The sequence below is a fragment of the Rhizobium aureum genome (genome assembly GCF_030182495.1).
Classification (GTDB): Bacteria; Pseudomonadota; Alphaproteobacteria; order Rhizobiales; family Rhizobiaceae; genus Rhizobium; species Rhizobium tropici_C.
The window spans coordinates 237,984-251,008 of the sequence record NZ_JAQJCI010000003.1 but is presented as its reverse complement, the minus strand read 5'-3'; the positions used below and the strand labels follow the sequence as shown (position 1 = coordinate 251,008).

At 59.9% G+C, this 13,025-nt stretch carries 14 protein-coding genes and 1 tRNA gene; 3 read left to right on the top strand and 12 right to left on the bottom strand.

Annotation, left to right across the window (positions count from 1 at the left end; translation table 11 throughout):
* Positions 1–213 precede the first annotated feature (213 nt).
* Positions 214–1,188 (bottom strand): thioredoxin, encoded by a 975-nt coding sequence (gene trxA / locus PH552_RS09945; protein WP_112341444.1) that lies wholly within the window; start codon positions 1,186–1,188, stop codon positions 214–216.
* 158 nt (positions 1,189–1,346) lie between these two features.
* Positions 1,347–1,856 carry a prolyl-tRNA synthetase associated domain-containing protein gene (locus PH552_RS09940; protein WP_112341724.1) on the bottom strand — a complete coding sequence of 170 codons (510 nt, stop codon included), beginning with the start codon at positions 1,854–1,856 and terminating at the stop codon, positions 1,347–1,349.
* A gap of 244 nt (positions 1,857–2,100) precedes the next feature.
* Between PH552_RS09940 and PH552_RS09935 the strand changes: the two genes are divergently transcribed.
* Together PH552_RS09935 and PH552_RS09930 are read left to right on the top strand one after the other, a co-directional pair.
* A tRNA-Gly gene (locus tag PH552_RS09935) sits at positions 2,101–2,175 on the top strand.
* A gap of 198 nt (positions 2,176–2,373) precedes the next feature.
* Complete coding sequence (locus PH552_RS09930; RefSeq protein ID WP_112341445.1) at positions 2,374–3,015, top strand: DUF1007 family protein; 642 nt, start codon at positions 2,374–2,376, stop codon at positions 3,013–3,015.
* Between the two features lie 45 nt (positions 3,016–3,060).
* Here PH552_RS09930 and PH552_RS09925 read toward each other — a convergent pair whose 3' ends face one another.
* Positions 3,061–3,804, bottom strand: a complete 744-nt coding sequence (locus PH552_RS09925; RefSeq protein ID WP_113249647.1) for a phosphatase PAP2 family protein — start codon at positions 3,802–3,804, stop codon at positions 3,061–3,063.
* A gap of 398 nt (positions 3,805–4,202) precedes the next feature.
* On the opposite strand from PH552_RS09925, the gene PH552_RS09920 reads away from it, so the two are divergent.
* Positions 4,203–5,012, top strand: a complete 810-nt coding sequence (locus tag PH552_RS09920; protein ID WP_169645183.1) for a MipA/OmpV family protein — start codon at positions 4,203–4,205, stop codon at positions 5,010–5,012.
* Here PH552_RS09920 and PH552_RS09915 read toward each other — a convergent pair.
* The 9 genes from PH552_RS09915 to PH552_RS09875 are packed head-to-tail and all read right to left on the bottom strand — an operon-like array spanning position 4,953 to position 12,942.
* A complete protein-coding gene (locus PH552_RS09915) occupies positions 4,953–6,287 on the bottom strand; it encodes an SAM-dependent methyltransferase (protein ID WP_113249648.1) in 1,335 nt (444 codons plus the stop codon). The genes PH552_RS09920 and PH552_RS09915 overlap by 60 nt on opposite strands.
* Positions 6,287–6,712 (bottom strand): EamA family transporter, encoded by a 426-nt coding sequence (locus PH552_RS09910; protein ID WP_181592304.1) that lies wholly within the window; start codon positions 6,710–6,712, stop codon positions 6,287–6,289. The genes PH552_RS09915 and PH552_RS09910 overlap by 1 nt, the downstream gene beginning before the upstream one ends.
* Positions 6,712–7,860 carry a peptidogalycan biosysnthesis protein gene (locus PH552_RS09905; protein WP_285165909.1) on the bottom strand — a complete coding sequence of 383 codons (1,149 nt, stop codon included), beginning with the start codon at positions 7,858–7,860 and terminating at the stop codon, positions 6,712–6,714. Before PH552_RS09905 ends, PH552_RS09910 begins: the two co-directional genes overlap by 1 nt.
* Positions 7,841–8,653, bottom strand: coding sequence for an alpha/beta hydrolase (locus PH552_RS09900; protein ID WP_112341451.1), 813 nt, complete (start codon positions 8,651–8,653; stop codon positions 7,841–7,843). Before PH552_RS09900 ends, PH552_RS09905 begins: the two co-directional genes overlap by 20 nt.
* The gene (locus tag PH552_RS09895) at positions 8,643–9,515 is read right to left on the bottom strand and encodes a fatty acid desaturase family protein (protein ID WP_112341452.1); all 873 of its coding nucleotides are present in this window, start codon (positions 9,513–9,515) and stop codon (positions 8,643–8,645) included. Before PH552_RS09895 ends, PH552_RS09900 begins: the two co-directional genes overlap by 11 nt.
* Complete coding sequence (locus PH552_RS09890; protein ID WP_112341453.1) at positions 9,512–9,865, bottom strand: DMT family transporter; 354 nt, start codon at positions 9,863–9,865, stop codon at positions 9,512–9,514. The genes PH552_RS09895 and PH552_RS09890 overlap by 4 nt, the downstream gene beginning before the upstream one ends.
* Positions 9,862–10,815 (bottom strand): arginase family protein, encoded by a 954-nt coding sequence (locus PH552_RS09885; RefSeq protein WP_113249649.1) that lies wholly within the window; start codon positions 10,813–10,815, stop codon positions 9,862–9,864. The genes PH552_RS09890 and PH552_RS09885 overlap by 4 nt, the downstream gene beginning before the upstream one ends.
* 4 nt (positions 10,816–10,819) lie before the next feature.
* Positions 10,820–12,238: an aspartate aminotransferase family protein gene (locus tag PH552_RS09880; protein WP_112341455.1), complete on the bottom strand. Its 1,419-nt coding sequence runs from the start codon at positions 12,236–12,238 to the stop codon at positions 10,820–10,822.
* A 20-nt stretch (positions 12,239–12,258) separates the two neighbouring features.
* A complete protein-coding gene (locus PH552_RS09875) occupies positions 12,259–12,942 on the bottom strand; it encodes an MtnX-like HAD-IB family phosphatase (RefSeq protein ID WP_112341456.1) in 684 nt (227 codons plus the stop codon).
* Between the last annotated feature and the right edge of the window lie 83 nt (positions 12,943–13,025).

Sequence of the window (13,025 nt, the reverse complement as noted above, 5' to 3'; positions counted from 1 at the left end):
ACTGCGCTGCCGGCCGCAGTGGGCCGCACAGGAACGACACACTCGCGGTCGCGCCATCCCGCGCCGCGTTATCAGACAATGTGGGCTCATCTGCCGAAAACACAAGGACATTCTAGCCGCCGTGCGACCGGCTGCGTCTCCCGGTCGCCTTCGTCTAACAAACGACCGCGCGAAAGGTTTCGCGCGACCGTCCTCGCGCGACCGTCGCGGCCATCAGGAGAAAAGGATCGAAGACAGCTTACGGCGAGCCGCGATCGTGGCCGCATCCTTCGGCCCCCACACTTCGAAAAACTCCAGGAGCTGGCGGCGTGCGCCATCATCATCGTAGCTGCGGTCCTTACGCATGACGGTCAGAAGGTGATCGGCCGCCTCTTCCCGCTTGCCTTCGACATTGCGGATCTTGGCGAGCTTGATGCGCTGCTCATGATTGTCGGGATTGGCGGCCAGTTCTCGCTCGATCGCAACGGGATCGCCGAGCTTGCGGGCCTCGTCGATCTGGTCGAGCTTCTTGACCACGGCCAGGATGCCGGCATCGTTGGCGAGCGTTTCCGGCAGGTCGGCAAGCGCCTCGCGGGCGCGCTGGCTCTGGCCGGCGGCGATCATGCATTCCGCCATGCCGGCGAGCGCTTTGGCATTTTCGGGGTCGGCCTGCAGCACCGCACCGAAGAGTTCGGCAGCGCCATTGACGTCACCGGCGGCCAGCAGACCACTTGCCTCTTCGAGAACGGCGGCAATTTCAGCCGCCTGATCGTCCGCACCGCCGGCAGGACCGCCGAGACGATCGATGAACTGGCGGACCTGGCTCTCGGGAACCGCACCCATGAAGCCATCGGCCGGGCGGCCATCGACAAAGGCGATGACGGCCGGGATCGACTGGATGCCGAGCTGGCCGGCGATCGACGGATGGTCGTCGATGTTCATCTTGACCAGCTTGACGCGGCCCTGGGCTTCCGTGACCACCTTTTCGAGAACCGGCGTCAGCTGCTTGCACGGGCCGCACCACGGCGCCCAGAAATCGACCAGCACCGGCTGCTTGCGCGACTCTTCGATAACATCCTTGGCGAAGTTGGCAGTCGTCGTATCCTTGATCGGCGAGGCGGTGCCCGCAGCCGGCGCGCCGCCGTAGGATGCCGTGGCCGACATCTGTCCGCCGAAGGAAGCGTTGTAGGGATTGTTCGAACCGCTCATGAGTGTCTCCCGCCTGCCGGCATCCTTGATTTTATGAGGAGCATGATTTCCAAACGAACCTATGAAATTCGTCTGGCAGCACGCCGAATGAAATGGTCAAAGCACGCGGACAGCTCGAAGAGAAACCGCCTGCCATATCTTAGCGCTAAAATCGTACGTTAGCTCGTGACTTTCAAGACTAGCGGCGCATGACCCGTCGCCTCCATGAAGCGCAGGAGGTCGCCGCTGCCGATCGATGTCGTCGCATCGTTCGACAGCGGATGGCAATTGACGATGTCATGCGCCATCAGATCGGCATCGAGGACGAAGGTGACATTCTTGCCCGCGTCGTTGATCGCTCCGAAAGCAGTGACCGAACCGGGAATGACGCCGAGATATTCCATCAGCTTTTCCGGCTTGCCGAAGGAGACCTTGCTCGCTGCACCGATCAGCGTGTGCACGGTCTTCAGATCGACGGTCGCGTTTTCCTCGACGGTCAGCAGGAAGAAATTGTCCTTCTTGTCCTTCACGAACAGGTTCTTCGTATGGCCGCCGGGGATCTCGTCGCGCAGCGACACCGATTCGGCAACGGTGAAGACGGGAGCGTGGTCCTTGGTCGTATGGGCAATGCCGAGCCCATCCAGGAATCGGAAAAGATCGTCGCGGGTTTTCGGTCTGGTCTCGGTCATGACGTCTCGCAATCGAAAATGGTTCGCCCCTGATACGTCGCCCACAATTTCATTGCAATCTTCGAGACGACAAAGCCCGGCGTTTCCGGGGTTTCCGCCAATCGCGGCAAGGGTATTGAAATTTTTCTTCGCGAACTCGTCATTTCCCTGTTGCATTTGAAAAATGGTTAGGCCATATAGCGCCCGTCGCCGCAAGACGACGCCCAGCGGTCCAACACACTACCCCGGATCGCGACGGGAATGAGCGGGTGTAGCTCAGGGGTAGAGCACAACCTTGCCAAGGTTGGGGTCGAGGGTTCGAATCCCTTCGCCCGCTCCAGTTTTCCAAATTTTTCTCCGATGAGATGAAGTCACGGCGTACGCCGAGGCTGGTATTTTGCCGAAAAGGCAAGTTTCCTTATTTCCGTTTCCTTCCCTTGTATCTATGCCTTGCCCACGCGCCCAGGGTCTCAAATCAGTCCCATTTGACGTGCAGGTCTGCGCGTCGGATAGACGGACGGAACGCGGTATTGCTCGCATGAAAACAAAGATTTCCCTGCCGATTGCGATGCTGTCGCTTCTGCCGGTTCCCGCATTGGCCCATCCGCACATCTTCATCGACGCCAAATTCGAGGTCGTCTCGGCGCCCGACGGCTCCATCAGCGAATTGCGCAATGTCTGGAGCTTCGACGAGGTCTTCACCTCCTCCGTGCTCATGGACTACGGCAAGGGAGACAACCAGTCGCTGACGCCGGGCGAGCTGAAGGCCGTGGGCAAGACGGTCCGGGATTCCCTGGCGCAATACGGTTACTACACGAACGTCACCAGCAACGGCAAACCGGTGCCGATGGCCAAGCCGGATACGATAGAGGCGAATTACAAGGACGGCTCCCTGACCCTGACCTTTTCGCTGAAGCCGGAGCAGAAGACCTTCCTCAAGGGAACGACGATCTTCGGGATTTACGACAAGACGCTCTATACAGCGGTCGATTTCGCCACCGATAACGATTTGAGCACATCGGGACCGGCCTTTGGCCGCTGCAAGCGCAAGGTGATCAGGCCTAATCCCAAGGAAGTCATGGCGGAGAATCAGGCCGCTCTGACAAGTATGTTCTTCAGCGATCCGAAGGGCACGGATTATTCGCTGCTCGTGGCGACGCGGCTGGAGGTCGATTGCTGATTCCGTGCTGGGCGCGCCCGAATCGACGCCGTCCTTCACTGTCCTTCACTCTGGCGGCGGAGCGTCGTTTCGCACACCCTCATCGTTTCGCGAGGGCGATATATAGCGCCGGGCGATGATCCAGCAGCCGAGCGCCCAGGTCGCGCCGGCGCACCAGCCACCGAGAACGTCGGTCGGATAATGCACGCCGAGATAGACCCGGCTCGCGCCGATCATCAATGTCAGCAGGATGCCGGCCGCGACGGTGAAGACGCGCGTCGAGCGATAGGTGCGCGTGCTTGAGATCAGCGCGGCGAGGGTCAGATAGGTCACCGCCGAAACCATCGCATGGCCGCTCGGAAAACTCAGATCCTGCACCTCGACCAGATGCGGCACGATATCGGGCCGAGGCCGTGCGACGCCGATCTTCAAGGCCGTGCTCAATGCCCATCCGCCAAGCACCGAAACGAGGATGAAAATGGCGATCGCCCGCTGGCGGTCCAGCAGCAGGTAGATCGTCACCAAAGCGGTCATCAGCGCGAGCACGGTTGTGCCGCCGAGGCTCGTGATGTCTCTGACGGCATGGGTCAGCCATCCCGGCCCGAGCGGCACGGAGAGGCTCGCAGGCTGGCGAAGCGCCAGCAATATCGCCTCGTCGAACCCCCTCGTGCTTCCTTCGAGAACCTCGCCCGTCAGATAGATGAACAGGAGAATTCCGCCCGAAAGGGCAGCGAACATAAACAGCAGGAAAGGCTCGTAGCGGTTCAACCATCCAGGGATACCCGACGTGTCAATCGGCCGATTCTTCATGCGCTGAAACCTGCCTGTCGTGCGTTCACATCGCCTCTTTCACTGATCGAAGCGGAAAATGAGATAAAGCCTATCTAGGGATAAATTCGCCGCTTCCAACCGTGGTGAGAGCGACCGTCGTGCGTTTGGCGCGCCAAGCGCTTCAGGTTCATGACATGTTTTTCATCTATTCCAGAGCGTATTTCTCGCTCACGCAGCAGCGGGTCGAAGGCGCACTGCACCACGCTTGCACAAGCGGTGCAAGAGCCCTCGGGCCGTAAGCTGAGCGCAATAATTACTCGTTAATTTTCTGCTGTTTTCGGAAGCTTGAGCTATGCTAGTAATACGGCAAAGGCGATCAGAGATCGGGTGTTATCAGAGTGTTAAGTGTTGGGACATCTTTCTCCGCCCGCTTATCGATGCTGGCTGGAATCGGGCTTCTGGCCGCCTTCGCAGCCGGCGCTTTTCCCACATCGTCCAGGGCGGAAGACGCCGCGAAATCCTCATCCGATACATGGGTCGTCACCCTTGGGGCAACGGTGGAATACGGCCCCAGCTATGAGGGATCGAAGCGCTATTCCTTCAGCGCGCTGCCTTCCTTCGATATTCATCGCCTCGGAGAAGCCCAGGAATACAGCGCTCCGGATGATAATTTCGATTATCAGCTGCTCGATCTCGGTGGCCTCGAACTCGGTCCCGTGGTGGGCCTGCGCGATGACCGTTTCGATATCAACGACCTGCACCTGCAGAGCCAGCGCAAAGTGCGCTGGAATTTCGATGCGGGCGGCTTTGCCCAATATTGGCTGGCGGAAAACAAGCTGCGGTTTCGCACCGAGCTGCGCCAGTCGCTTTGGGGCGGAGACGGCCTGGTCGGTGATTTCGCGCTCGACTGGTTTCAGCCTGTCGGCGACAAATGGCTCTTGTCGGCCGGACCGCGCCTGTCGATGGCAAACGACATCTATATGCGCACCAATTTCGGCATCTCGGAGAGCGAGGCCGCAAGACATGGCCATATCGGTGCCTTCGATGCCGGCGCCGGTGTGAAGTCGCTCGGCTTCACGGTGGCCGCGACCTACACCATCTCGCCTGAATGGAACGTGCAGGTCTATGAGAAATACAATCGCCTGGTCGGCGATGCCGCTGATAGCCCGATCACCTCGCGCTTCGGCTCACCCAATCAGAACATCATCGGCTTCACGCTGAACCGAAGCTTCAACGTCAATTTCTAAGGCGCTGCGCGCTTCGCTTTCGGCAATGTAGTTGCGCGTCAGCGGAATGATGTCGTTTCGCTTGGTCATCTGGATCTGGAAGACGACGAGATCCTCATAGCGGAAGGCAGCCTCCGCCGTCGAAAGATAATATTCCCACATCCGGCAAAAGCGTTCGTCGTAAAGCCTGACGGCATCGTCCCAGCGCGCCATGAAGCGGGCCCGCCAGTGCTCCAGCGTCGTCGCGTAATGCAGCCTGAGCACCTCGACATCGGTGATGGCGAGCCCCGCCGCTTCGATCTCCGGCACGATTTCGGACAGTGCCGGAATATAGCCGCCGGGAAAGATATATTTGTCGAGCCACGGCGTCGTGAAGCCGGGCGTCGCCGAACAGCCGATCGTATGCAGCACCATGATGCCGTCATCCTCGAGCAATTCAGCGCATTTGCGGAAGAAGGTGCGATAGGACGCCAGCCCGACATGCTCGAACATGCCGACGGAAACAATCCTGTCGAAGCGACCGGTGAGGCTGCGATAATCCCTCAGCGCGAACTGAACCTCCGCCGGCGTTCCCCCGGCCTTGTCGGCAACCCGCTTCGAGGCATAGTCGTGCTGTTCCTCGGAAAGGGTGACGCCAAGCACATAGCCGCCCGGCGCCTGCTCGGCCATATGCAGCGCCAGTCCGCCCCAGCCGCAGCCGATGTCGAGGATGCTGTTGTTCGGCTTAATCTGGAGCTTAGCGGCGAGATGCCGCTTCTTGGCAACCTGCGCATCATCGAGCGATTGGCCGGCATGCTCGAAATAGGCGCAGGAATATTGCCGGTCCGGATCGAGAAATAGCTCATAGAGCCGGCCATCGAGATCATAGTGATGGGCGACATTGGCCTTGGAACGTCCCGGCAGATTGCGGTGGCGAAAAATCCGCAGCTTCGTTCGGGCATGATCGATGATGCGGGCGATCAGCGGGTGAGTGCTGTTCTGCGCCTCGCGCAGCATCATCGCCACAAAATCGTAGAGCGTGCCCCGCTCGACGATGAAGCGCTCGTCCATATAGAGCTCACCGAGCCGCATATCGGCATCGATGAGGAATGCCCATTGCGCGCGGTCGTCGGCAAAGCGGACTCGAACAGGCTCGCCGGTGCCGTCACCGAATGCCAGCACCCGGCCGCTCGCCGTCATCACGGTCAGATTGCCCCGCGTGACGATCGACGACAGCGCGCGCTTTACGCACCAGTCCGCCAGGCCGGAGAAAACAGCATTACCCCTGGGGCGTTTTTCAGCGTGAGAACCGGGCATCATCCATCCTTGCCGACGCTACTGCGCAGACCATCGCGCTTGACGTGCCAGTCATCCTGCTCTCCCGGCGCCACATTGGCACCCGCAATCAGCCAGACCCCCAGCAGGATCAAGCCGCTGCCGATCACCTGCAGGGCGACGATCCGCTCGCCAAAGACGAACCATCCCGTCGCGATGATCAGCACATAGCTGACGCCGGAAAGTGGAAAGGCACGGCTGAGGTCGAGCTCCGCAAGCACGTTCATCCAGATGAAAAAGCAGGCGATCTCGACGGCGATAGCCGCCAGAATCCAATAGGACGAGAGCGCCTGCCAGAGCCAGCCCTCGATGCTGCCGTCGCTAAGTTGCTCCGCCCCATGCTTGATGAAGAATTGAAACAGGGTGTTGAGAACCGGCACAGCAAGCCAGGAAAAGCGCATCGGCATCACGCATCCGCCTCGTCTGTCGAGAACATCGGTGACACCAGCCGCAGCAATCCCTGGAGGAAGGGATTGCGATGGCGGAAATACATCGCATTGGCGGTCAGCTTGCTGCCGAGACGCACCTTGTTCTCATAATAGGCCTGGCCGCTCTGGTAGCGGCTGAGGCCGTTGTCCAGGCAATATCGCAGATTGGTGAACCAACTCAGGAAATAGAGATTGTAAGGCCGGCCTTTTTCTCCATCCATGCAGAAGAACTTGTCGATTGCCACCTGCTCATCATGCACGATCAGATTGGCGGCCAGCAGTCTGTCTTCGACGAAGTAAAAGGCGCAGAAGGAACGACCGCTCATGCCGCGGAGAATGCCCTGGAAATAGTCCTGCGTCAGCTCTTCGAACTGCCATTCGCTGCGATTGCGGGTGTCGTGATAAAGCGCCATGACCTCAGGCAGGAACTCGCCGAAATCCGTGCGGATCTCCACCCGCACCTGCTCGAAGGATTTCATCTTGCGGTGCATATCCTTGCGGGTGCCGGAGGAGAGCCTGGCGAGGTATTCGTCGATCGTCTTGAAATCGATATCGAGCCAGGCCGTCGGAAGGCTGCCGATCGAGGCATAGCCGCGGGCGGCGAACAGCGCGTCGAATTCGGCAGAGGTCGGTTCGGGAATATCCTTGAGGCCGATCAGCCCGCAATGCTCCGTCGCGGCGACCTGCTCGAAAAAGGACAGCAACTCCGCCAGCAAGGCGCTGCGGCGCTCGCCTTCGACATCGGGATGAAAGCCGATCGAGCCGGTTTCGGTGCACGGCGACCCGAGGCAGGCAAGGCGCAGCTTCAGGAACTTCGGAAAATAGCGCTGGACCTTGCGCACGGATCTGCGCAGAAGTCCCTCCTCCAGCGTCGTATCGAGCGCATAGAGGCAGAGAAAGGCCGGCATAGCGGCACTGACCCGTCCGTCTTCGGCGATGGTGATATAGCGCCATTCGAAGCCTTCGAGCCCAGCCTCTTCGATGGCGAGCAGGCAATCATAATCCTCGACCTGGCCTTGGAAGCAGGCATTCCATGCATCCCGGCCGATGGCGCGGATGCTGAAATGAACCTCGGCCACCGGCTTGCCGGCCGGCTGCGGCATCACTTTAAGCAGCGGCTGCGACATGGCGCGCCTCGAAGAAATCTGCGGTGTAATCGGCCACCTGGCGATGCTGCCGGTCGACATGGATCATGTGATAGCTGTCCGTGATCCACTTCAACTCGTGCGGAGCGCCGATATGCTCCGAAATGTAACGGGCATGTTTCGGACTGGCGAGATCGTCCTCCTCGGCATGCAGGATCAGCGTCGGCGTCTGCATCTTCGGCAGCATGCCGCGAAGGGTCTGACCCAGCCGATGCATCTCGACCAGGCCCTTGCCGGGGAACTTTTCCAACACGCCTTCGCTCGCCATGCCTTCGATCAGCCGGCGCATGCGCTCGTCCTTGATCCCGAGCGAGGTCGTTTCGCTGAAGCTCAGTCGGTCGAGGAAGGGAATGCGCGACAGCCAGCCGATCTGGGAGGCCAGCAGCGGATAGTAGAAGGGAACATCCCACCCGTCATAACTGAAGCAGGGAGAGTAGATCGCTACGGCACTGATCGCCTGCTTCCGTTCGGCAGCGAGCATCGCCAGCTTGCCGCCGACGCAGATACCGGCGGCAAAGACCTCCTGCGTTCTCGCCCCGAGAAACTCCGATGCGCTGACGACGGAGTCCAGCCAGTCTTCCCAGCGTGTCCCGCGCAGCGTTTTCGCATCCGCGCCATGGCCGGCGAGCAACGGCGCATAGATGCTGTAGCCCCTGCGGTTGAGGTGACGGGCAACCAGCTTCATCTCGGCCGGCGCGCCCGTCAGGCCGTGAATCAGAAGAACGCCTTTACCGTTTGAGCCCTCCATGAAGAAGCTCAATTCGTCATGCTTCATGAGTGAGCTCCGACGGCCGGTTTTCCTTGGCCATGAAGCCAAGCGCATGGCAGGTGCTGATCACATGCGTGCCGTTCTTCTCCTGCTCGTCCTTGATCTGTTCGTGCAGCGCCTGCAGCTTTGTCCAATGCGTACGCGGGCGATAATGGTGCTCCGCATGATAGCCGTTGCCGAACCAGAGCCAGTTGTAGAAGGATTTATGGCTCGAAACGCCCCAGGCGATCGGCTCGTCGGGATCGCCGTTCAGATGCTCGTAATAGCCGTTCAGCGACGACAGGCAGTTGCCGATATAGTAGAACGGCACGAAGAACAGCACCGCCTTCCAGTCGTAAAGCAGCGCAAGCGCCGCAAGCCCCAGGAAGAAATAGAGCTCGAATCGGCCCCAGGCCGCATCGAACGGACGGTTGCGGGCAATGGCCTTGTGAATGTCGCCGAGGCTATCGCGGAAGAAGCTGAGGAACGTGTAGGACCAGACGTTTTCCGGTTCGCCGTCACGCCCATAGCGATAGATCGACAGGAGATCGACGGTCTCGCCCTTTTCGTTGGGACGGTCGCTGTTGCCGGAGTGATGGCGCATATGCACCCAATGATAATAGGTCTGCGAAAAGCCGATCGCGACCGATTCCAGCAGGCTGAAACCGTAGTTCATCCAGCGCGGTTTGAAATAGGGCGTATGGATGAAATTGTGCGATATGCTGTTGATGTTCCAGGAGATCGAAACGGCATAAAGGCAGCCGAGAACGGCCGAGAGCCAAAGCGGCCGGCTTTCGAAGCCGATGATCAGATAGACATCGAAGGCGAGATGAGCGACGGCCGCCAGAACCGGCGCGAGATCCCATCGGGTGTGCGCAAAGATTTTCATAGTCCGGTAACTCCCACACAAGCCACGCCGGCGGTCACGAGAAACACGCCGGTCGCATGGCGCAGGTTGATGTTTTCCTTGAAGATGACAGCGCCGGCGAGCACGATGACGACATAGCTCAGCGCCATCAGCGGGAAGGCGATGGTCAAGGGGACGCGCTCCAGAACGGCCGTCCAGGCGAAAAGCTCCACGGCCCAGAACAGAATGCCGAGCCAGGCGATCGGCTTGGCCAGCGCCGAAAGCAGAGCGCTCTCGCTGGCCGATTGCTTGAAGCAGACCTCACGGGCGGTCTCCGCGAGCACGCAAAACAGGATGAGCCCAAGCATGGGAAACGTCAGGCTGCCGGTCATTGCATATACTCCGCCAGCACTTCCAGCAGCGCATGGTTGGCGGCGCTGTTGATGTTCCTCGTCGTTTCCGCGCCCTGACGCATGCGCGGCTGATCGATCAAGATCTCGGCGCGCTTCATGAACTGGGTCCGCAGGCTGCCAGCATAGCTCGGGGTCGAATAATCCCCGATGACATCGGCGCCGATGATGCGGTGACGGCTGCCGATTTCGCTGATCAGGGAGAGGAGATAGGGTAACCGCATGCGGCCCTGATCCCAATTGGTCACGGCGTCGTCGGCCGCCAGCACATCCTTGTCGATGGTGACGTAGACGGCCTCGGTGCGAATGCGGCTGAGCATGCGGTCGATGAAGTTCTCCTCGCCGATCTCGGCGATCGATTTCCAATGCAGCGCGCCCTTTTCCTGCTGGTAGCTGGCGCCGTTGCCGTAATCGGCCAGCACACGGCTCGGTGGATGTTCGTAAGGGTAGAGTTCCAGCTTGCCTTCACCGAGCCAGTGCAGGTTCGCTCCCTTGCGCTCCGGGCTGCGAAGATCGCTGCTGCAGACGCCGATCGTGATGACCTTCTGGATATTGCGATTGGCAAGCGCCCTGTTGACCCAGGAGCCGCAATGCATGCCGCCATCGAATTTCACCCAATCCGGATGGTTGTCGAAATGGATCAGCGTCGCCGGGCCGGGGTGACGCTCCAGCGCACCTTCGAGCAGCAGTGCCGTGATGTGATGGAAATCACCGGACCCCATGAAGCATAGCTGCGGATCCTTGCTCATCGCCGGCCCGTTCCTGACGATCTCTCGGCTGAGGTCGTCAAGGGCGCCCTGCTTGCCCCACAGCCGAACGAGCTGCCCCACATCCTTGCCGAAATACTGGTGCGCGCCCGCGAATTTGCAGGCACGCACGAAGTCTGGCTGCAACTCCAATGCATCGTCGAGATGGAGAAGCAGGAGCTGCACCGTCTTATCTCCGGGCAGCGCGCGTCAGGAGCTGGTCGAGAAGCGCAAGCGCCAGATCGATCTCCTCGCGGGTGATGAGCAGGTTGGGCGCGAAGGTGATGACGTTCTTGTGATAGCCGCCGACGTCGAGTACGAGGCCGTAGGTCTTGGAGCCGACCTGCATATCGCCCTTCATGCCTTCGTCGCACATCCAGTCCATCGTCGCCTTGTCGGGCGTATAGCTGTCGTCCTTGCAGATTTCCATGCGCAGCGCCAGGCCGAGACCATCGACTTCGCCGACAATGGCATGGCGCTTCTGCAGCTGCTTCAGCCCGTCGAGGAAATGCGCGCCCTTTTCCATGATCGCAGCGCCAAAATCCTGCTCTTCCAGCATCTTCATCGTTTCGAGCGCAACGGCGGTTCCCATCGGGTTGCTGGCGAAGGTCGAATGCGTGGAGCCGGGCGGGAAGATCTCCGGATTGATCATCTCTTCGCGGGCCCAGACGCCGGAAAGCGGATTGAGGCCATTGGTGATCGCCTTGCCGAAGATCAGCGCATCCGGCGAAACGCCGAAATGCTCGATCGACCAGAGCTTGCCGGTGCGGTAGACGCCCATCTGGATTTCATCGACGATGAGAAGGATACCGTGATCGTCTAGCACCTTCTTCAGTTCGACAAAGAAGTTCATCGGCGGAATGACGTAGCCACCGGTGCCCTGGATCGGCTCGATATAGAAAGCGGCATATTCGGACTTGCCGGCCTTCGGATCCCAGACGCCGTTGTATTCGCTTTCGAACAGGCGGGCGAACTTCTGGACGCAATAGTGCCCGTATTCTTCCTTCGACATCCCCTTCGGGCCGCGGAAATAGTAGGGAAATTCGACGAACTGAGCGCGGTCGCCGAAATGGCCATAGCGGCGGCGGTAGCGATAGCTCGATGTGATCGCCGAGGCGCCGAGCGTGCGGCCGTGATAGCCGCCCTCGAAGGCGAACATCAGGCTCTTGCCACCTGTGTAATTGCGCACGAGCTTCAGGGAATCCTCGACAGCCTGAGAACCGCCGACGTTGAAGTGAACGCGGCCCTTGCGGCCGAACTTGCGCTCGGCGTCCTGGGCGATCATCGCGGCAAGCTCCACCTTTTCACGGTGTAGATACTGCGAGGCGACCTGCGGGAGACGGTCGAGCTGGCGATGAGCCGCCTCGTTCAGGCGCTCGTTGCGATAGCCGAAATTGACAGCGGAGTACCACATCTGCAGATCGAGGAACGGCGTGCCGGTCCGGTCGTAGACGAAGGAGCCTTCGCATTCCTCGAAGAATTTGGGCTTGTCCGTATAGTGAACCGTATCGCCATGGGAGCAATAGAGCTCTTCGAGGGCGCGCAGTTCCTCTTCCGAGCGGACGGACTCGGTCTCGCCGTTGAAGGCTTCGGCTAGATTCGTTTTCATTCAATGCCTCTTGGTCTGGTTCACGCCGTCTTGACTTGCGGCAGTGTACGGGAGCGTCGCTCGACGCTCGGGAGAACGGCTTCCATCTTTGGAAGCAGGTCGGAAAAATCGTTGAAACCGACATAGGGGATGCCGTTTTCCTCGCAGTAATCGACAAGCTTGGCCTTGGCGAAAACGAGGTCGACCTTGTCGGAAACACAGAAGTCGCTGCGCCCGTCGCCGATGTAGACCTGCAGGCCGTGGCTATCGACGACGCGGCATTTGCAGACACCGGCACCCGATACGCAGCCGATTGCCGTAAATGGTGGAAACAGCGAATAGGATTCGCGGCCCTGGGAGACGCTGCAGGTGAGCACATTGGCGATGATCGGCAGGCCGTCCATGCCGTGGCGTGCCAGAATGCGGCGGATGAAATAGTCGACACCATCGCTGACGATGGTGACGGGCAGATCGCCACGGCGGCAGAAGGACAGGAAGGCTTCGAAGCCCGGATCGATCGCCAGTGTATCGAGAAACCGGTCAAGCTCGCCCCGGCTTGCCTGGATGAGAGCGATCTGCCGGCGCATGCATTCACCGGAGCCGATCAGCCCCTGCTTCCATAGCCGCTCGATATCTTCCCACTCGGGGCCGGCGAAACGGGACAGCACCATATCCGTCGCGTCTTCGATGGATATGGTTCCATCAAAATCGCAAAACACCCGCATGAAATACCCTTTCGCCTTATCGTGAGTTGCGTCTAACAACCTCAGATGAGCCGTGCATGAGGGGAAAATGATGCGAAAATGAA